Raw genomic sequence first — 19,432 nt, forward strand, 5'->3', positions numbered from 1 at the left:
GGAGGGGTTTATACGCCATGCTTGCCGATTAAGCATATCGAAGAAACCCTTCCCTACACCCTCCCGAGGGAGGGAATCGCACGAGCCCCAGCTTTTATTGATGTTATAACGACACTCTCCTCTTCGCCGTTGTTGGTGTTGTCACCTACAACTTTATGCCTCCACGCAAATCTTTCGCCGTTGTTGGTGTTGTCACCAACAACCTCCTATATTACAACGACACCCCTCTCTTCCACGGGATAAAATCATCCTGGCCAAGTTTTACCGATTTAGGTTCGGCTTCGCCGCTGGCTACTTTTATTACGTAATCCAGGATCCGCTCGCCGGCCTGGTGAATGGTTTCGGAACCTTCAATAATGGTACCGCAGTTAATATCTATAATATCGGGCATACGCTCAAACATAGCCGTATTGGTTGATAGTTTGATGACCGGCGTAACCGGGTTGCCAGTAGGTGTCCCCAAACCGGTAGTGAATAGTACGATGTTTGCGCCTGCGCCTACTTCGGCAGTGGTGCTTTCCACATCGCTTCCGGGGGTACATAGTAAATTCAAACCAGGTTTGGTTACTTTTTCAGGATAATCCAAAACTGCTGTTACCGGCGACGTACCGCCTTTTTTAGCGGCACCTGCCGATTTAATGGCATCAGTGATCAATCCATCGCGGATATTGCCCGGCGACGGGTTGGCATAAAAGCCCGATCCATCCGCCTCTGCACGTGCATTATAAGTAGTCATGAGGTGCATGAAGCGGCTAGCGGTTTCCACATCGATACAACGGTCGCTCAGTTCCTGCTCCACACCGCAAAGCTCAGGGAATTCCGACAGGATCACGGATCCGCCCATGGTAACCAGCAAATCAGACAAGTAACCCAATGCAGGGTTAGCCGAAATGCCCGAAAAACCATCCGAACCGCCGCACTCCAAGCCAATACACAGTTTTGACAATGGTGCAGGTTGACGGGTTGTTTCATTGGCTTTCACTAAACCCGCGAAGGTTTGTTTCAAAGCTTGTTTCAATAGCTCGCTTTCGGTGCCTACTTTTTGTTGCTCCAATACTACCAGCGGCTTGCTGAAATTAGCATCACGTTTAGCAATTTCATTTTGCAAAATGCTCACCTGCGCATGTTGGCAGCCTAAGCTTAATATGGTTGCTCCGGCCACGTTGGGGTGGGTAATGTAGCCTGCTATCAATCCGCAAAGGGTATCTGAATCCTCGCGGGTGCCGCCGCAACCCATGCTGTGACTCAGAAATTTAATACCGTCGATATTTTTGAACAGGCGTTTAGAGTTTGGCTTATCCTCGGATACCTGGATATCGGCGTTCAAGATCTCCTCTACAGATTTACCAGCCTGGTAAAGTTCCATCAACTGCTCCACATCGCCCTCGTAGCTTTTGGCTTTTTTGTAGCCCAGCTTATCAACCAGTGCTTCCTTTAATACGTTGATATTCCTGTTTTCGCAAAAAACCATCGGTACCACTATCCAATAGTTACCTGTACCTACCGAACCATCGGCACGGTGGTAGCCCATAAAGGTTTTGCCTTCAAAGTTAGTCGTATCGGGCTGGTGCCATTGTAGCTTGCGTTCGCCCAAATGGAAGCCTTCGGCTGCGTGGTGCACATTTTCGGTGGTTAACAAACCACCCTGCGGTATGACGGCCGAGGCTTTGCCTACCAGCACGCCGTACATGTAAATTTCCTTGTCTACCGGCAGTTCGTTAATGGCGAATTTATGCTTTGCCGCTACTTTATCTACCAGTGTAAAAGTTTGTCCATCAAACGTGATAACGGTTCCCTGCGGCAGGTCCTGTAAGGCTACCAGTACGTTATCATGCGGATGGATCCTTAAATATGTTTCCTTTTGTGTTGACATTATTTGTATATGATCGGCCCTTTTTTTAGTAAGGACAATATTTTTTTGCTTATTGCTGAAGCGTAAGTTCAATTACCGGAATTTCATACGGCGGTTTTTGTGCGGGGAGCGTTAACTCCAGGTCGTCACCGCTGCCATCCTTATATAAAAGTTCAGAGCTGTCATTTAAAAACTGCGCGTATTTGATCTTGCCTTTGTAACCAGGTAAAACCAGCTTGCCTTGCGGATAGTTAAACAAATGTATATACAGTTTACCGGCGGCTTTGTTATAAGTAAGCTTGGTTCCCTCTGGTATTTTATAAGTATCAGGAGCAAACGTGCAGTTGTATACCGATTTGCTGTTGGCGTGCATCCAGTAAGCCAGGCTATCCAGCGCGCGGGTAGCACGATAGTCAAACTCGCCGCGTGCGGTTGGCCCCACATTCAGGATCAGGTTGCCGCCATTGCTTACCGAAGTAATTAACAGATCGAGCAGTTGACGATGGGTTTTCCAGGTATTTTCATCACGGTAGTACCCCCATGAACCCGAAAAGGTTTGGCAGGTTTCCCAGGTTTTGCCACGGTATTTGGCCAGTTCGGCAGTGCTTACCTGTTCAGGGGTTTCAAAATCAGCGCCGTCTTTATACTCTTCCAAGTTAAGGCGGTTATCTACAATAATGCCCGGCTGTAACTTCCTGATCAGCTTAAGCAACTCAACAGATCCCCATTCGTCTTTGCCTTTACCGTGACCATCTTTGCGCGGGAATGAGAAATCAAGCCAAAGGATATCGATTTTGCCGTATTTGGTTAGCAGTTCGGTGATCTGATCGCGCATGTACTGGCGGTATTTGGCCATATCGCGCCCTTTGTTCAGTTTAGCATATGAGGCATCGCTTTTATCGGCAGGCGACTGTGGGTGGATCTCGTCAATAGTATATTGCGGATGGTGCCAGTCTAACAGCGAATAATAAAAGCCAACTTTTAAACCCTGTGCCCTGAAAGCGTTTACGTATTCACGTACCAGATCGCGTTTGGCTTTGGTATTGGGAGCTTTATAATCAGTAAATTTTGAATCGAACAGGCAAAATCCTTCGTGGTGCTTGGTGGTTAGTACCGCATATTTCATCCCTGCCGCTTTGGCCTGCTTTGCCCATTTTTGCGGGTCAAACAGGTCGGGGTTAAACTGGTCGAAATATTTCTGGTAACCGGCGTTATCAATTTTTTCGTTATGCTTTACCCATTCGTGGCGGGCAGCCTGCGAGTACAGGCCCCAGTGAATGAACATACCAAAACGGTCGTCCTTCCACCATTCCATGCGTTTCTCTTTCTGGGTATCGGTTTCGGTGCCTATCATTTTTTGGGCAAATACCGATGGGGCCATCAGCAACACAAACATCAACAGTAATTGTAGTTTCTTTAGCATAACTATTCTATTTATAAGGAGAAAATTTTGTCCATTAAAACCCATTTTGCACCTGCGGGCGCATTTTTTACCGGCGACTGAAATCCCCACATCAAATCTTCCCATTCCTTTACTTTAGGGTTCGCCGCATCTAAAGCTGCCGATTTTTCGAAACTGAAAGTATCATCAACCTCCATGATCATGAACATGCGGGTATCAAAACGGTAGATCTCCATTTTGGTGATTCCTTTGGCGATAATGCTGTCATGAATTTCGGGCCAAATAGCCTGGTGATATTTTTCGTATTCGGCAATGAGTGCCGCGTCGTCTTTCAGATCGAGGGTTAAACAGTATCGCTGGCTCATAGAATAGCTCTCAAAAAAGTTTATATCGGTAATACAAAGAAATAAGGTTTGCAGGTAAATAGTTATCGGGAATTAAACAAAATGTTCAACTATTTTGGCATAGACCGTTGATGTGTTTTGATTACGCTGATAGCGTTGATTTTGAACTTTGATTTTTAGAGATTGGGGATTGTCAGTTTTTTTCTGAAACGGGATTTTTAAGGAATCTATTAGATGGACAGGATTTTTGTCTGAACTGTTTTTTGAATTTGTTAAATGGACAGGTTTTAAATAGCCAGGGATATTTCGATTATCATCCCGGCAATCCTTAAGTCCCTAAAATCATGGTTCAGAATCAATCAAAACCTAAATATTCCTTTTGGTGCACTTCTACCGAGCCGGAGATATTATCGTGATTAAGGAATATTACGATATGGAAAAAATCATTATCAAAAAGATAGATATCGTTTTTCACATCAGAGCCGTGGAGTTTCATGATCAGACCCATGTGTTTAGCCTGGCCTATTAAATTAATGATGTGTTGCGGTGTAGAAGTGGTATAGGTAACGGTACGCAGTACAGCTCCGCTGCTAAGCTTGCTACTAACGCCTATTACAATGGTTTCTTCCTTATTATCCGGCCCTATCCTGTTCAGGTGCTCAATGCTGTTGCCGTTAACATCCTGGAGATACCGGCGCTTGAATTTTTTCCCGAGGGTAAGATAGTTGTGTGCTTCGGCGTTTGAAAGATTGGAGATATTTGCCAGATCATTAATGGTTATGCTTTGGGCAAACAACGTTTCGCTGCAAAACAACAATAAGGCAATTAACAGGGTTCTCTTCATTTTTTAACTTACCAAATATACTTTTTACTATTTAAAACCGTCGCCGGGATGATAGGTGCGCTGCACGTGCTTTAAAACATCTTTTTTGTAAAACAGCACATCCTTAAATTTACCGTCAATAATGCCCTGCTCCTGATCGGTGAAGTTTTTTGATGCAGGGTCAAAAGAGCTGCCGCCATTTACGATGCTTTTGGCCCTTAACCGTGTACCAAATTCCACAACAGCGATAAAACTATTGCCCGAATATCCATACCGCTTGTTGGTGTTCATGGTACGGCTCTGGAACGATGGCAGCTGTCCAAAGCCCGATCCTGTTAAACCAACCGGGATACTGGGTTTGTTATCATCAAAGCTAATGCCATCATCCGGGCGCTGGTAACGGTTCATCTCCCCCACTCCACTTTCCAGGTACCAAAACGGCTTTGCAAATTTTTAAGTACATCATTTAACCAGGCTAATTGCTGCGCCGGACTTATGGTTTTAACCAATGTTTGAAAGCGCCGGGTAATAAAAGTGCTTTCCTGATCGGTTTGAGGCGGCGGCAGTGCTTTCACCATCAGGGTGCCCCATTCAATAGCAAGCGAACTGGCTACAGAATGGATAGCGGTATTCCTGTCCCATTGCTGCAGTATCTTTACTGGCTCAGCAAGCGATTGCTTTACAGAATCGGGGGCTGCATCGTATGCTTTAAAAAGTGAGGGTAACAGATCGTCAAAAGCGGCCAGGTAGTGGTCATACCCTTTGACTACCAGGCCATCAAGCGTAAGGTTTTTCGCATCTTTTAAAATCCGGATAGCAGTTACTGCCCGGTAGTTTTCACCATCGGGGGCCATGTACGCCGGGTATTTACTTTTATCCGGACTTGACGTGCCCGAAGCCGTATATGGTGTTGAATTACAGTTCTGGATCCAGCCGGTGGCGGGGTTGGTAATGGTGATGATCTCGCTCAGCTTGTGGACACCCTGCCATTCGGTAGCTGATGTGCTGCCATCAACCGGCAGGCTCCAGTCATATTTGGGATTGCGTTTGGGGATGTAGTTGCCGTACCAAAAAATTGTATTCCCCTTATCATCTGCGTAAACGGTACTGTTTGTAGCGTTTGATAACATATTCATGGCCTTTTTATATTCGCCCAGGTTATTAGCTTTGGTTATCAGCCATGACTCAACCAGGGCATTGTATGAGCGGTTGTTAGCTTTAAGTGCCATCCACTTACCATCCCTGGCGCCCAGCACCGGGCCGTGATGGGTATAATAGCCTGTTATGGAGCGCTGTTCAATCTCATCGTTATGCTTTATTTTGAAAGATAGTTCGCGGGTGATAACGGGCCTTAGCTTACCATCATATTCGTAATACCATTTACCCTCTTTTTTACTCACTTTTTCGGCGTAAAGATCGGCTACGTCGGCATAGGCACTGGTATGCATCCATCCGCAGTGCTGGTTAAAGCCCTGGTAAATAAAAAACTGGCCCCAGGTAACAGCCCCGTACGCGTTAAGGCCTTCATCGCTTACCAGCGCAACCTCACTGCGAAAATAGAACGGCACATGCGGATTGATATACAACAAAGCATGGCCCGATGCCGATTTGGATGGTGCTATAGCAAAGCCGTTTGAGCCGGTTTCGCGCTCGTTCACCATGTCGTAAATATTTTTTCCGGCTCGCTGATCACCGCGCCGAGCTTTTCGGGGGCAGTACTGTAAAACTCTTTGGTTTCGCTTAGTTTAATCCCCCCGGTTTCGGTAGCGGCAACGCTGCCATCGGTAAACATCAACGCGTACCAGGGTTCAAAATGTTTAAATACCTGGGGTTTTACTTCGGGATGTTTGTATAGGTAATAGTTAATGCCATCGGCAAACGCATCCAACAGTTTCCGGAACCAGGGGGCGCTTGTTTTATAATCTTTAATGGCATCGGCACTATCGGCAATCAGTTGCAGTTGCACGTCGGTATATAAATTAGTTTCGCCATCAACCTGGGTCTGTTTGCCTAGCTGGTAAAGGTAATTGCGTTCAATACCTTTAAAGTTATCTTCGCACTGGGTATACATCAATCCGAAAACAACAGCGGCATCTGTTTTTCCATAAATGTGAGGAACTCCCCAATTATCCCTGATAATGGTTACTGACTTTGCTAATGATTCGCTCCGTTTTATTTCCTTTTGATTAATTTTTTGAGCAAAAACCAAAGCAGGAAGAAACATTGAAACAATAATAAAATTAACTTTCACGGTAACAGCAATTTTACCAAACAATTTATCCATATAAATGTGAAGTAAACGAGGCTTTTTAAAGATTTTGAAGTAAATTTGGAGATTAATTCATAATAATTACATAGCACTGCCGTTTTTATTCAAATATTTACAATCGGCTTTTTTTAAGGTAATTATTTGCTGTACTTTTAAACTGTATAGTTAACATTTGATAAATTTCTGTACCGGTTTCCTTTCCGGTATCCGAATATAAAGAACTTGGGTACACATTTAATATGATATCTGAGATTTAGTTGATTCAATATCATTTGAGACGTGATATTGTGTGCGTTCCGGGGTGAGATACGGAACGCATTTTTTTATCTGCTACGCTCAATTTCACTTCGCGTCATTTTGCTTCGCGTCATTAGGTCATTTACCTTGTGTCATTGAGTCATTTTGCTTTGCATCATTAAGTCATTTTGTTTGTATTTCATGGCTCGATAATTCCAAAACAGTTGCATATCGCCTTCCAAAATGACTCAATGCCGCGAAGCCGATGACAACCATTGGTTTCGGTACCACGCCATAGCTAACAACACCATGCGGTTATAGGTTTCGAGGCCCTGGGGCTGGTTGTTGGCTTTCAGGAAATTATCGTAAAAAACACTGCTTATGGCCCCCAGCTTGTTTTCGTAGGCCAGCCAATAATTGCGCTCGGTGATATAATCGCCGCGTACATCTTTGCTGATGAGCGCTTTGAGTTCTTTATGCGCAAGGGTATCACGGGCGCCAAGCGAGTGCATGAATTCCTGCACGGCGAGATGATATGCCGAATAACGTAACAACCTGTCATGTGATTTTACGGCGATGACAAAGCCGGCAAAATCAGCTTCATCCTCCGCCCCGTACCCCATCTGGTGCGACATTTCATGACATACCACAAAGGGTCGGTTAAAAATGGGCATCTGGTAATTTACCTGGGCTTCGGAGGTGAAAGGGTTATAATAGCCCGAGGTACCGATATAATTTAATAATGGCGTCAATATCGATGGTTTTACATCAGGATTATAAGCCCTGAAATTAACAGAATCTTTACTGAGCACGCCGATGGCATGCCGTGCTGTATTATAAATATGGGTATTACTTTGGGCCCAGTCTGCTGGTGTAAGCCGTGCACGGGTAACGTTGGCGCTGTCAATCAGGATCCGGGTTACCGCTTTAAGATCAGCGGTTGTAAAAGCAGTATCCCTGAGCCCAAGCCGCTCGGAGGCCGGCAGCCTGAAATAGTTCATTCCCCACAAAAGATAAAAAGCCACAATGCCTGCCTGTATACCTATAACCAACCCTAAAAAAGTCTCCCAGCCATTTGAAATCTTTTTTTAAACAACAGGGCAATTAACATGATCACCGCATAAATCAAATAAATAACCACGGCTATATATGCAATGTCGCCAACACTAAACGGAAATACGTTTAAAACGGAATGAAAAACCCGGCATATGACAATGTAAAAACCATTGGCATAATAACGTTCAACAGCCACCGGATGATCAGCAAACAGCATCAGCAAAAAAATAGTCAATGCCAATAATGTTATCGCCATGATTCTTTTTAGTACAGGTTTTTTTGGGTTGGGTAGCGCATTATCTAAGGTAAATATAGCGCTTTAGGGTTCAGGTTTAAAAAAGAATGCTTTTGCGCGCTAAAACCCGGGTAATAGAAAAGGCCCCTGGCGGGGCCTTAAAAATTGTGAAAAATAAGGTTACTGAATATCATTTACTTACAGACACCGGCACTACGATCTTATCCCAGAACATGCAAAAGCTTTTTGCATCAACTGTATAAACTAATCTTTCGTGCATTGGCGCGGCTTTGGTTTTTACGTTTACACGCAGGGCGTCTTTTGACTCATCGTATTTAAACGCGCCCCATTGTTTGGCCACCTTGTTAAAAATAACTGTCCAGGTACCGTTTTCGGCAGGAATCAGGAAAAAGCCGTAAGTACCCGCTGCCAGTGGTTTACCCTCAACTTTGATATCTTTTGTTGTTGTAAAAGTTGTGGCCTCGTTAGCACCTGCACGCCATACTTTACCGTAAGCTTCAAGACCGCCCCAAATTTTACGGCCTTTAACCGATGGACTGCCATAGTTAATAGTAATAGTTGAACCTGCAGCTGTACCGCTAACGCTATCGCGCGGGCTTGCAGGTTTGTTCTGGGCAAAGGTTACCGCTGATACTAATAAGGCGAAAGCAAACAGGAATGCTGCTTTAAGCTGAAATGATTTTTTCATAAGATTTCTCATAATTTATTTAATATAAAGATAGATTGAAATTTGATTTAAAAACAACTATTCGTTTAAATACCTTCGAGAGGTGATTTTAACACATAAAACACTGAAAATAAACACCCGATGATTAAACTATTTTGATTTTATATTGTTTAATAATTGAAAGATCACATTGCAATTAGGAATAGACCGGAGGGATTCATAGCCCAAAGGTTAAACAATTGTTGTGGTTTTTTTACCCTGCCTACCATGGCAGGGTTTTTTATGCGCCGGCATCATTGTACCTTATAAGTTAATATGCTCCGCCCTATATTGCCTGCTTCATCAATACCCTCTATCACCAAACGGTAATTACCTTTGCTATCTGCATTAAAAAAATCAAACGAGGCATTGCCATCTTTGCCAGTTACAATATCGGGGTTCCAGTAGATAGCGGTTCTTGCGTCAGGTTTCTTATCAGCACCTGTTGATGCTTCATAAACCGGCGAATAAAAGGTACGGGCTTTGTAAAAACCCCTTGCTGTAAAATACAGTAAGCCTGGCGAAATCACATTATTTGAAACAACCGGAGCTTGAGTTTTCCACATTTTGAGCACCAATACCCCATTTGCCCCTCTTACACCATATATGGTAGCATCGTTATTTTTTAACACATTTACACTTTCAACATCAGCAGCATTGTAATTATCAATACTTGTTCCGGCCGGCAATACGGTATCATCAACTACAATCAACATTGGCCCTCCCTGCATGACCGGGTTCACCTTGTCGGCCAGGTAGGGCACACCTTGTCTCAAAACAATACCATTTAAACGTCCCTGCAACCCGTTTGACAGGGTGCTTTGGTCTCGCAGGTTATTTTTCCCCAAAAACTCTGTAGTAAGCTTACCGGCATTAATGCCTCTTTCACTAATGGTAACCGCATTAAGTGCCCTGCTATTTGCATCAGCTATATAAACCGGCTGTTGCGTAGTTTTATCAAAGCCCGCACCATTTACCCCTTGTGCCGGGCTCATCAAATCTCCGGTTTTGATATTTGTTAATGCCTTTGCCTGAGAAATGGATATTTTGGTATTACTTTTCCCTTGGGCCGTTTTAGCCTGGATCATGAACGGGGTTTTATCGTCATAAACCAGGTTTTTGAAAGTAAAATTACCATCATGATCGGTGGTTTGTGTTAATAAAGCCCCGCCTGCCTGCGGCATCAGGGTTACCGTACCGCCATCAACCGGCTTCCCCGAAATTGTTTTCACCTGGCCCGATACATCGAAACCGTTTTCGGCAGTATACACTGCGGCAGTGTTGGCATCATTTAGCACTTGCTTCCACTCAAAGTGGCGGTACCCCTGGCTTAGCATCAATACATCAAGGTTTGACCGGGTATCATTGCTAACATCAGCAAAATAATAATTGGGTTGCTCAATTGCCCCTTTCAGATCTGAAGTTAGCAGCAGACTTGATAATATGCTATTTTCATCGTCCCCGGTTGTGGAAACTTTGTCGGCATCAATAACTGCTGCTGATAAATAGCTTTTTACCGCCTCTCCATTTTTGTTTTTAGTATTGATAGCAATATGCACCTTTCCTCTTACCGGGTATAAAGGTTTATCGCTAACAGATGTAATCGTTAACAGGTCGGGATTTTGGATAAATACCAGGCGCTCATTGAGTGGTTCGCCCTGCTCCGAAAAAAGCGTTATCCGGGCTATACCTGTTTTAAAATCTTTTTTATTAAGATTTAGGTCGAGCACCTGGTTATCAAGCACGGTTTTTACCGAGCGGATACTACCGGCCGAATAAATAATTATCCCTATTTCCTTGTTCTTATTTTTAAGGTAATAAGCTTTATTGGCATTTATTTCAATGCCAAGTTTATCGGGATTATCATTGTTAACCATCAACGTGATCCCCTCGTTATCGGCTTTCGGTAAATCCACTATCGCTTTGGTACCATTGGCATAGGTTAAATTAGCTTTATAAGTTTTACCTGCTTCGGCAGTAATAAATATAAGCCCCATGCCCAGGTGTTTCGATTCAAACCTGGTTACTTCGGCATTGGTGTTGTCAACCACAACACCTTTAACATCAAGCCCCTGACCGTTTGTACTTACCGCTTTGAAGGCCAGTTTGATTGGTATACCGTTTACAAAACTTCCCCTTCCGGAAAAAAAGCGATGTTAGGTTTACCTGCTTTAACCACTAACGCTTTATTGCCTGCAAATGCCCCGCCATTGACGTTTACCTGCCGGTCAAATAAACTCTGCCCGTTATCGATCATCCACTTAGTATAAGCCCTGATACGATAGGTTCCTCCGGGCAAGATACCGGGAAGACTAAAATCGCCTGCGGCCAGGCCGTTAACCATTTGCAGTGGGATAGTTTGCAGCAGGGAATCGGAGGGGCTAACCAGGTCGACATGTAACATGCCACTTAACTTTGAAGGCTCATGCTGTTCGCCCAGGGTTACATATGCTTTGAAGTATATGGTATCGCCTGCATTGTAATAAGGTTTATTCAAATGCAGGTACACTTTTTCAACTGCTTTATTGGCCGATAAAGTTTGCAGACGCGATACCACAGCGTCTAAAGGAACGGAAGGTGAAACCGGATTATTATTTTGTGAAAAAACAGGCACAGAGCAACACCATGCCGCTAACAGCGATAAAACTATCTTTTTCATAAGCGGGAATGACAGCAGGTTAAAACTGGTTATATAATGGCAATTAAATATAAGTATTTATTTGCAAAAACACTCATTTTAAATTAGTTATACACACCTACAAAACTGCGCCTGCTATTGCGTCAGTTCGGCATCCTGCTTGATTTCTTCCCAGTAAAGTGTTTCAAGGTAAATACCGTTTTGAATAGCTACACGCGCACGTATTTTTTCTAATTCGGCTTTCACTTCTTCATTGCTGAGCTCCCTACCCAGCGAATGGTAATAAATGGCGTAACCTGTTTTGCTGTTTACGCATTTATAATGCTTTTCCCCGGCTTTCATAATTGGATTGACTAATACAAATACAATACTGCAGATGGCAGGATTGTTTTAATTAAACTCAAATGTTACACAATTTTCCTTATTCAATTAGCAGGTTTCTTTTTACTTTAAGTCAGCAACTTACAACCTCACTAATTTCGTTTTATTACATTGGCTTAACCATTCTTAACATTAACTTAACAATTGGCATTATATTAATGGTTACTTTTATCCGCTGAATAATTTATAGTGACATATTTTAAAATCCACTTAATATAACTACTGTAAATTCACGACTGATAAGACAGATCAATGAAGAGCACTAACTCAAAATCGATATTTCCAAACTCAAACCAGGTTTTTTACGATTTGTTCAACACTGCTGTAGCCAATGTTACCGAAATGGCCAGGCTACTGGATGAAGCCGTTAATGCCCCCACCTCATATGAGCAGAAGTTTAATTTTGCCCATATTGATAAGCTGAAATTTAAAAGTTATGAGATAACGCACAGGGTATTCTCCGAATCGGGCCGGACGCTGATCTCGCCGTTTAACCGTAAGGATATGTGCGAACTGGCATCGGCCATTGATGACGTAGCAGACAGGATTACCATGGCCGCCCGCAGAATAAACCTTTACAACGTACCTGTTATTACCCAGCCAATGATAGATTTGGCTGCCCTGATCCTTAAAACCAGTACCGAGCTTGAAAAGGCAGTAAACGCCATGAACAACCTGAACAAATCGTCCGAAATTTTTGAGCTTTGCAGTAACATCAAAAAACTGGAAGCCCAGGCCGATGCAGTTCATAATAAGGCCTTTGCCGATCTGCTCAATAATGAAAAAGATCCGATTGAATTAATTAAATACACCGACGTTTTTGCAGCCATGGAAACTGCTACCGACAGCTGTGAAGATACAACGCTGATCATTGAAAGTATCCTGATCAAGAACGGATAAGACCTCACCCAACCCTCTCCAAAGGAGAGGGCTTTAAATAGATATTTTAAACAAAAAACGCGATGATAACTCATCGCGTTTTTTGTTTTTAAAGTCCTCTCCTTTGGAGAGGATTTAGGTGAGGTTATTTCCCCTTATCAGTTTGAGGACCATTGTCACCTCCATTATTATCCTGCTCATTGTTTCTCTCTTTTTCCCGCTCCTTCTTAAATTCAAGCTTGCCAAACTTATAACTCAGGCTTATGCCGAACGACTGTACCGGCACTAATCTCAGGTTGGTTGAATAAAAGTTACTGCCAAAGGTTGATGAGCTTTGACTCACGTATTTGGCAAACGGATTGGTAGCCGTAAGGCCGATGCTCGCCTTTTTATTCATGAACATTTTGCGAATGGCAAAATTGTAGAATACAAATTTGGGATTAGTACCCTGGATGCCCTTTTGCGATGAGTTATAGTTACCAAAAAACTCCGCGCTCAAATCATGACCAAAGCTATATTGCGCGTTGAGGTTAAGGCGGTATGCGAAGGCACTTACATTGGCAAAACCCGGGTTGGTGCTGCGCCTGTCGCTAAAAATCATATTGGTACGCAGGCTTAGTTTACTGGTTACCGGTACCGAAGCATAAATATTGATACCGGTGCGCTCTTCCGAACCTATATTATAGCGCTGGTTCAATGACACATCGGTATAGGTAGTGCCGTTTACATCAAACGTAGAATAGAAGGTAGTGAACTGCTGAATATCATCGGTGTTACGACGGTAGAAAGCTGCTATGTTAATATTGGCGCCTTTATCAAATGATTTGTTATAGCCTAACTCAAAAAGGTCGCCTTTTTCGGGTTTCAGGTTGGGGTTACCTGTACTGATATTATGCGGATCGCTGATGTTCAGGAAGGGGTTCAGATCGCCATAATCAGGACGCTGGATGCGGCGTGTATAGCTCAATTTAACAGACTCAGCACCATTGCCAAATTTGTGCGAAAACACAAGCGATGGCGCAAGGATATTATAAGATGGAATATTTACTCCCTGAAAATCGGCCTTAGTAGTAGTATACTCATCTCTTAAACCTGCTTTCACATCCAAAAATTTATCAAATACCGACGCTGAAGCTGATAGGTAATAGGCATATACCTTGCGTTCATAAGTAAAACCATAGGTTTGATTTTGGTTGGGCACGAAAGCATTACCGCCAAAAAGGGTATCTGTCACCACATTATTATTGATGTGGTTAAATACAAGCTTACCACCTGTTTCCAGTGTAAAGTTTTTGCTTACCGGCTGGGTATAATCAACAGAAATATCGGTCTCCCTGTCCTTACCCGGATTGTTGTTGGAGATACCGGATGAGGTTATGCCCGAATCATAATCCTGCCGCTGAAATGAACTGAACGAATTACGGCCAAAACTTGATGAATATAATACATCAAGCTCCTGTCCTTCTTTGGCGAAAGTTTTTTTGTAATTCAAACTTACATCGGTTGAGTAGCCACTGAATTTACTGCTTGAGTTACGGATACTCCTGATATCAGATATCGGGTTACCTGCTGCGTCAACCTCGCTTTGATCCTGGTTGGTAATTCCGTTGCCATGGTTACCAAAATGATTAAAGCCCACACCTGCGGTCAGCTGATCTTTAGGGCTGATATCCCAGTTAAAATTAATGCCCGATTCATAACCGCTGCGTTTAAAATTATTGCTGCCCTGCTGAAAAAGAGTGGTCCTGTTAGCGGCCGAATCGGTTGATACGCGGTTACGGGTATTGGGTGCGTTACTATTGATCTGGGCGTTACCGCTAAAAAAAGCGTTAACCCCAAAATTGCCTTTACGGGCATTGAGGTTAAATGAGCCGTTTTCGCGGCGGGTACCTGCCGATAGGTTAACACTGCCGTTAACGCCCTGCACTTTGCTATCTTTTAAGATAATGTTTACGATACCTCCCGTACCGGCCGCGTCATATTTGGCGCCAGGGCTGGTAATCACCTCAATACTTTTGATCTGACTGGCCGGGATGCTGGCCAAAGCATCGGCAAGGCTGGCCCCAAAAATGCTTGATGGTTTACCATTGATCAAAAAACGGATATTGGCATTGCCCTGAAGCTCCACATTACCATCAATATCAACCGTGATCTGCGGTACTTTTTTCAATACATCAATAGCTACGCCGCCCTGTGCACTTAAATCGTTTTGAGGGTTGTAAACCATTTTATCTATCCGGTTTTCAACAGTAGGTACTTTGGCAGTTATGGTTACGCCTTTTAGTTCATTGGCAACCGGAGCTAATTTGATCTCGCCCAATGATACGGCTCCATCTTTAACCATTACATGTTCGATAGTTGCTTTCTGGAAACCTAAAAATTCGGCGGTTATTTTATACTCCCCGGCGGGGATGTTATTTATGCTAAAATTTCCTTTGGGATCGGTACTGATGCCATTGAAGGGTGAAGCAGCGCCTTGTTTAAATACAGATACGGTGGCATAGTCAACCGGCAGCTTGGTAGTGGCATCGGTAACTTTACCGGTGATTTTCCCCTTGGCTCCGGGGACAGTTTGGGCGTGTAAGGTGGTTATAAAAATAAAAGAAAATAATATCAAAAAAACAGACTTCATTATAAAATACGGGTGTTTGGAACCACAAATTTTATAAGAAAGATTGGATTAAATCTGAATTAAATGGTATTGAAGTGTATTTGTTACAATATGTTTTTGTTATGTATATATGCTTGTTACATTGTATATGAGCATGTTACAAAAAGATTAGAAAATCAATACAATTGTGCCGCCAATGATAAGCAGCGCGCCTATGGCATTTTTTAAAGTTAATGGCTCGCCCAGAAAAATAACAGAAAGCGCTATGGCCAAAGCAACGCTTAGTTTATCAACCGGGGCAACCTGGCTTACCTTGCCCAACTGCAGGGCGCGGAAATAACAGATCCACGAAAGGCCGGTTGCACAGCCCGAAAGAATGAGGAAAGTCCAGTTGGTTTTAGTAAGACTGCCGATACCGCCATGAGTCCCTTTAAAAAGCGATATGGCCCAGGCCAGGATCAGGATTATGACGGTACGGATGGCCGTAGCAAGGTCGGTATCAACTCCTTTAATCCCTATTTTGGCAAAAATGGCTGTAAGCGCCGCAAACAGTGCCGAAAGTAATGCGTAGATCCACCACATAATGATCCAATTTTGTTTTTAACTTGCAACAAGCTAAATGCAAATTTGCTTAGGTATTCTGTACAAAATCTGTGAGATAGCTGTTAGCCTCTGCTCAAAATCCAGAATCTGTACAAATTGGCGTTTTAACTTTATCAAAAAAACGTTTTGAAAATACTCATCATCGAAGACGAAGAAGGCCTGCGCGAAAGTATTGAAGAATATTTTACCGAAGCCGGCAACATTTGTGAAACCGCGGCCAGCTATGCAGCAGCCCTCGCAAAGGTTGAATTATACCGTTACGATTGCATCCTGCTGGATATCACCTTGCCCGGCGGTAATGGTATTGATATATTAAAAAAGCTTAAAGCCAATAACTACACCGATGGGGTGCTCATCATATCGGCCAAAAACTCGCTCGATGACCGCCTCCAGGGCCTTGACCTCGGTGCCGATGATTATCTGGTAAAACCCTTTCACCTTTCGGAATTGAAGGCGAGGGTATCTGCCATCATCAGGCGTAAAATGTTCAATGGCAGCAACGTGCTTAACTTTAACGAGCTCAGTATCGACCTGATGGCCAAAACCGTAGCTGTAAACGGCACGCCGGTAAAGTTTACCCGTAAGGAATTTGCTTTGCTTATCTATTTTATCTCCAACAAAGGCAAGGTAATTTCAAAAAACGCCATTGCCGAACATTTATGGGGCGATGGCATCGACCTGGTCAATAATTTCGACTTTATTTATTCGCACATTAAAAACATCCGCAAAAAAATAATGGAAGCCGGCGGTAAGGATTATATTTATGCAGCCTATGGTATGGGCTACAAATTTGCCGATCAATAATGAAGCTTTCGGAAAGGTATAACCGGGTAAATTTAATTGCTACTATCGTTATCATGCTGATAACCGGTGCCATTTATTACCAGGCCATCAGCCTCATCCTTACTAATCAAAAAGACAATTCACTTAAGGTTGAAGAGCAGGAAGTTTTTGATTACGTAAAGCTCAATCACCACCTGCCCCAGGTTTTCGCCTCTAAAGATCAGCAGATCACCTTTATTTCGGCCGAACCCAATTCCGTTAAACGCGAATTTTTTAACACTACTTATTACCGCGAAAAAGACGAGCCGGAATCAGGTCGCGGTTTGGTCAGTTCGGTAAAAGTTGGCGACAGGTATTATAAAATTCTGATAGTTGAATCAAAAGTAGAAACGGAAGATCTGATCCAGATCATCTTCGGCATTACCATTGGCGTTATCTTATTACTGCTGCTGGTGCTGGTAATTACCAATCGCCTCATATTGAGCCGGCTTTGGCAGCCATTTTACAGTATCCTGAGCGAGTTGAAACTATTTAACGTTACCGATAGCCGCGAAATGCCATCTCCCAATACCACTATCGACGAGTTTAACGAACTCCAGGCCGAAGTTACCGCCATGGCCGAACGGGTAAAAAAAGACTACAAAGACCTTAAAACCTTTACCGAAAACGCCTCGCACGAATTGCTTACCCCTATCGCTGTGATCAATTCAAAACTGGATACCCTAATCCAGACAGAAAACTTTAGTGAGCATCAAAGTAAATTGCTCAATGACCTTTACAGTGCTGTATCCCGCCTGAGCAGGCTTAATCAATCGTTGTTATTATTGGTCAAGATTGAGAACAAACTACTGAACGATCGACAGCACCTGGATTTGCAGGAACTTATAGATGATTTGCTGTATCAATTGGAAGATATTTTCAACGACAAAGAAATAACGGTTATTTCAACAATTGGCGAAAAAGAAATTGATGCCAGCAATTACCTTATTGAGATATTGTTAAATAACCTAATCATCAACGCTGTTCGGCATAACCGAACTAACGGCGAGATCATCATCAGCCTCACAAGCCAAAATTTAACTATCAAAAACACCGGTGAGCAAGTAGCCTTGAATCCTGAAAATATCTTTACACGTTTTCATAAAGCATCCACATCCGAAGGCAGCGGCCTGGGGCTCACTATCTCCAAACAGATCTGCGAAAGTTTGGGTTATCAGCTGGTTTACAGTTATGAAGAACTTTACCATATCTTCACGGTTAACTTTTAAATTTGTTACACTGCCCCTACCAATTTTTTCCAGAATTATCGTGTAGCTTAGCTATTATTTAACACAATACGCATTATTTTGACCATCCGGATAAAATGGGTTTTCGGCTTTTTATTTTGCCTGTTTAGTGCTGCTATACAGGCACAAACCTACAATCTTGAACATTACCTGGAGCTTGCCAAAAGCAACAGCCCGCTGTTAAAGGACCTGCAAAACCAGGTTGCGTCAGGCCAACTGGACAGCCTCCGGATCAGGGCAGGTTACAGGCCACAGGTAAGCGCTAACAGTGCCGGTCTTTACGCGCCGGTTGCCGGCGGCTATGGCTATGCCCCTGCTATAACCAACGAGCATACGCTTAATGCACTATTAGGCATCAATCAATCGCTGGATAGCAAAAAATATCGCCGCGCAGATCGACGCCGTTAAGCTACAGTCGCAATCGGTGCTCAATACCGCTAAAATATCCGAACAGGATTTGAAAAAAGCAGTCACTGCACAATACATCGCCGCATTTGGCAGCCTGCAGCAGGTAAAATTTAACCAGGAAGTGATCAGCCTGCTTAACCGGGAGGAAGCGCTGCTTAAAAAACTAACGCGCACCAATGTTTATCGCCAAAGCGATTACCTTACCTTTCTGGTTACCCTTAAGCAGCAAGAGTTAACACTGTCGCAGGCAAGGCTGCAATATAAAAATGACTATACAACGCTTAACTATTTAACCGGCATTGCCGATACCAGTTACATCGAATTACAGGATCCCGGTATTCAAAAAACTATCCGGGCCGATATCAGCAACAGCATCTTTTTCAACCAGTATAAAACGGACAGCCTTAAGCTGGTGAATAGCCGTTCATTAGTTGATTTCAGCTACAAGCCCAAGATCAACCTGCTGGCCGACGGCGGTTACAATTCTGATTTCCTGAGCGGACCAGCGTATAAAAATTTCGGGGCCAGCGTTGGTTTTAGTTTTACCCTGCCATTATATGATGGAGGCCAGCGTAAGATCCAGTACCGCAAGCTTTCGTTAGAAGAGGATACCCGGCGCAGCTATAAAGCGTTTTTTGATACCCAATACCGCCAGCAGATTGCCCAGCTAAACCAACAGATTGATGGTTCAGAGAAACTGCTAAACCAGATTGACGACCAAATGAAATACACCGAAAGCCTGGTAAAAGTTGACACCCAACTCCTGCAAACCGGCGATGTGCGGGTAGCCGACCTGGTGCTGGCGATTAATAATTATCTTGCTATAAAAAACCTTAAAACACAAACCAATATTAATAAGCTGCAGCTCATTAATCAGCTCAATTACTGGAATAAATAA

20 protein-coding genes are annotated in these 19,432 nt (G+C 43.4%); 5 read left to right on the top strand and 15 right to left on the bottom strand.

Annotated features, from left to right (window positions below):
• Nucleotides 1-211: 211 nt before the first annotated feature.
• The 13 genes from ACQ86K_RS24485 to ACQ86K_RS24545 all read right to left on the bottom strand — a co-directional run bounded on the left by ACQ86K_RS24485 (nucleotide 212) and on the right by ACQ86K_RS24545 (nucleotide 11,925).
• Entirely contained in the window at nucleotides 212-1,873 is a 1,662-nt protein-coding gene (locus tag ACQ86K_RS24485; protein ID WP_091166876.1) for a UxaA family hydrolase, read from the bottom strand.
• A gap of 49 nt (nucleotides 1,874-1,922) precedes the next feature.
• Nucleotides 1,923-3,275, bottom strand: a complete 1,353-nt coding sequence (locus ACQ86K_RS24490; RefSeq protein ID WP_091166873.1) for an alpha-L-fucosidase — start codon at nucleotides 3,273-3,275, stop codon at nucleotides 1,923-1,925.
• An 11-nt stretch (nucleotides 3,276-3,286) separates the two neighbouring features.
• Nucleotides 3,287-3,619, bottom strand: a complete 333-nt coding sequence (locus tag ACQ86K_RS24495) for an L-rhamnose mutarotase (RefSeq protein ID WP_091166871.1) — start codon at nucleotides 3,617-3,619, stop codon at nucleotides 3,287-3,289.
• Between the two features lie 334 nt (nucleotides 3,620-3,953).
• Nucleotides 3,954-4,442 (bottom strand): hypothetical protein, encoded by a 489-nt coding sequence (locus ACQ86K_RS24500; RefSeq protein ID WP_091166869.1) that lies wholly within the window; start codon nucleotides 4,440-4,442, stop codon nucleotides 3,954-3,956.
• Between the two features lie 27 nt (nucleotides 4,443-4,469).
• Nucleotides 4,470-4,829: a penicillin acylase family protein gene (locus ACQ86K_RS24505; protein ID WP_431198971.1), complete on the bottom strand. Its 360-nt coding sequence runs from the start codon at nucleotides 4,827-4,829 to the stop codon at nucleotides 4,470-4,472.
• On the bottom strand, nucleotides 4,826-6,082 hold the full coding sequence (locus ACQ86K_RS24510; RefSeq protein ID WP_431198972.1) for a penicillin acylase family protein: 1,257 nt from the start codon (nucleotides 6,080-6,082) through the stop codon (nucleotides 4,826-4,828). The genes ACQ86K_RS24505 and ACQ86K_RS24510 overlap by 4 nt, the downstream gene beginning before the upstream one ends.
• Nucleotides 6,076-6,705, bottom strand: a complete 630-nt coding sequence (locus ACQ86K_RS24515; RefSeq protein ID WP_431198973.1) for a penicillin acylase family protein — start codon at nucleotides 6,703-6,705, stop codon at nucleotides 6,076-6,078. Before ACQ86K_RS24515 ends, ACQ86K_RS24510 begins: the two co-directional genes overlap by 7 nt.
• A 470-nt stretch (nucleotides 6,706-7,175) precedes the next feature.
• Complete coding sequence (locus ACQ86K_RS24520; protein ID WP_431198974.1) at nucleotides 7,176-7,979, bottom strand: DUF3810 domain-containing protein; 804 nt, start codon at nucleotides 7,977-7,979, stop codon at nucleotides 7,176-7,178.
• A 2-nt stretch (nucleotides 7,980-7,981) separates the two neighbouring features.
• Complete coding sequence (locus ACQ86K_RS24525; protein ID WP_431198975.1) at nucleotides 7,982-8,239, bottom strand: DUF3810 family protein; 258 nt, start codon at nucleotides 8,237-8,239, stop codon at nucleotides 7,982-7,984.
• A 169-nt stretch (nucleotides 8,240-8,408) separates the two neighbouring features.
• A complete protein-coding gene (locus ACQ86K_RS24530) occupies nucleotides 8,409-8,927 on the bottom strand; it encodes a DUF2911 domain-containing protein (RefSeq protein WP_091166863.1) in 519 nt (172 codons plus the stop codon).
• A 272-nt stretch (nucleotides 8,928-9,199) separates the two neighbouring features.
• Nucleotides 9,200-10,996 (bottom strand): hypothetical protein, encoded by a 1,797-nt coding sequence (locus ACQ86K_RS24535; protein ID WP_431198976.1) that lies wholly within the window; start codon nucleotides 10,994-10,996, stop codon nucleotides 9,200-9,202.
• 71 nt (nucleotides 10,997-11,067) lie between these two features.
• A complete protein-coding gene (locus ACQ86K_RS24540; RefSeq protein WP_431198977.1) occupies nucleotides 11,068-11,604 on the bottom strand; it encodes a hypothetical protein in 537 nt (178 codons plus the stop codon).
• A 114-nt stretch (nucleotides 11,605-11,718) separates the two neighbouring features.
• A complete protein-coding gene (locus ACQ86K_RS24545; RefSeq protein ID WP_091166858.1) occupies nucleotides 11,719-11,925 on the bottom strand; it encodes a hypothetical protein in 207 nt (68 codons plus the stop codon).
• Nucleotides 11,926-12,216: 291 nt separating this feature from the next.
• Between ACQ86K_RS24545 and ACQ86K_RS24550 the strand changes: the two genes are divergently transcribed.
• Entirely contained in the window at nucleotides 12,217-12,864 is a 648-nt protein-coding gene (locus tag ACQ86K_RS24550) for a DUF47 domain-containing protein (RefSeq protein WP_091166857.1), read from the top strand.
• Between the two features lie 124 nt (nucleotides 12,865-12,988).
• Here the strand turns inward: ACQ86K_RS24550 and ACQ86K_RS24555 are convergent, their stop codons facing one another.
• Together ACQ86K_RS24555 and ACQ86K_RS24560 are read right to left on the bottom strand one after the other, a co-directional pair.
• Nucleotides 12,989-15,475 (bottom strand): outer membrane beta-barrel family protein, encoded by a 2,487-nt coding sequence (locus ACQ86K_RS24555; protein WP_091166854.1) that lies wholly within the window; start codon nucleotides 15,473-15,475, stop codon nucleotides 12,989-12,991.
• Nucleotides 15,476-15,622: 147 nt separating this feature from the next.
• A complete protein-coding gene (locus tag ACQ86K_RS24560) occupies nucleotides 15,623-16,036 on the bottom strand; it encodes an EamA family transporter (RefSeq protein WP_091166851.1) in 414 nt (137 codons plus the stop codon).
• Nucleotides 16,037-16,183: 147 nt separating this feature from the next.
• On the opposite strand from ACQ86K_RS24560, the gene ACQ86K_RS24565 reads away from it, so the two are divergent.
• The 4 genes from ACQ86K_RS24565 (at nucleotide 16,184) to ACQ86K_RS24580 (ending at nucleotide 19,432) form a co-directional block, all read left to right on the top strand.
• Entirely contained in the window at nucleotides 16,184-16,861 is a 678-nt protein-coding gene (locus ACQ86K_RS24565; protein ID WP_091166849.1) for a response regulator transcription factor, read from the top strand.
• Nucleotides 16,861-18,108 carry a sensor histidine kinase gene (locus ACQ86K_RS24570; protein WP_091166847.1) on the top strand — a complete coding sequence of 416 codons (1,248 nt, stop codon included), beginning with the start codon at nucleotides 16,861-16,863 and terminating at the stop codon, nucleotides 18,106-18,108. The genes ACQ86K_RS24565 and ACQ86K_RS24570 overlap by 1 nt, the downstream gene beginning before the upstream one ends.
• Before the next feature lie 78 nt (nucleotides 18,109-18,186).
• Nucleotides 18,187-18,534 carry a hypothetical protein gene (locus ACQ86K_RS24575; protein WP_431198978.1) on the top strand — a complete coding sequence of 116 codons (348 nt, stop codon included), beginning with the start codon at nucleotides 18,187-18,189 and terminating at the stop codon, nucleotides 18,532-18,534.
• Nucleotides 18,535-18,583: 49 nt separating this feature from the next.
• On the top strand, nucleotides 18,584-19,432 hold the full coding sequence (locus ACQ86K_RS24580; RefSeq protein WP_431198979.1) for a TolC family protein: 849 nt from the start codon (nucleotides 18,584-18,586) through the stop codon (nucleotides 19,430-19,432).

It is taken from the genome of Mucilaginibacter sp. P19 (assembly GCF_050632265.1).
Lineage (GTDB): Bacteria > Bacteroidota > Bacteroidia > Sphingobacteriales > Sphingobacteriaceae > Mucilaginibacter > Mucilaginibacter gossypii.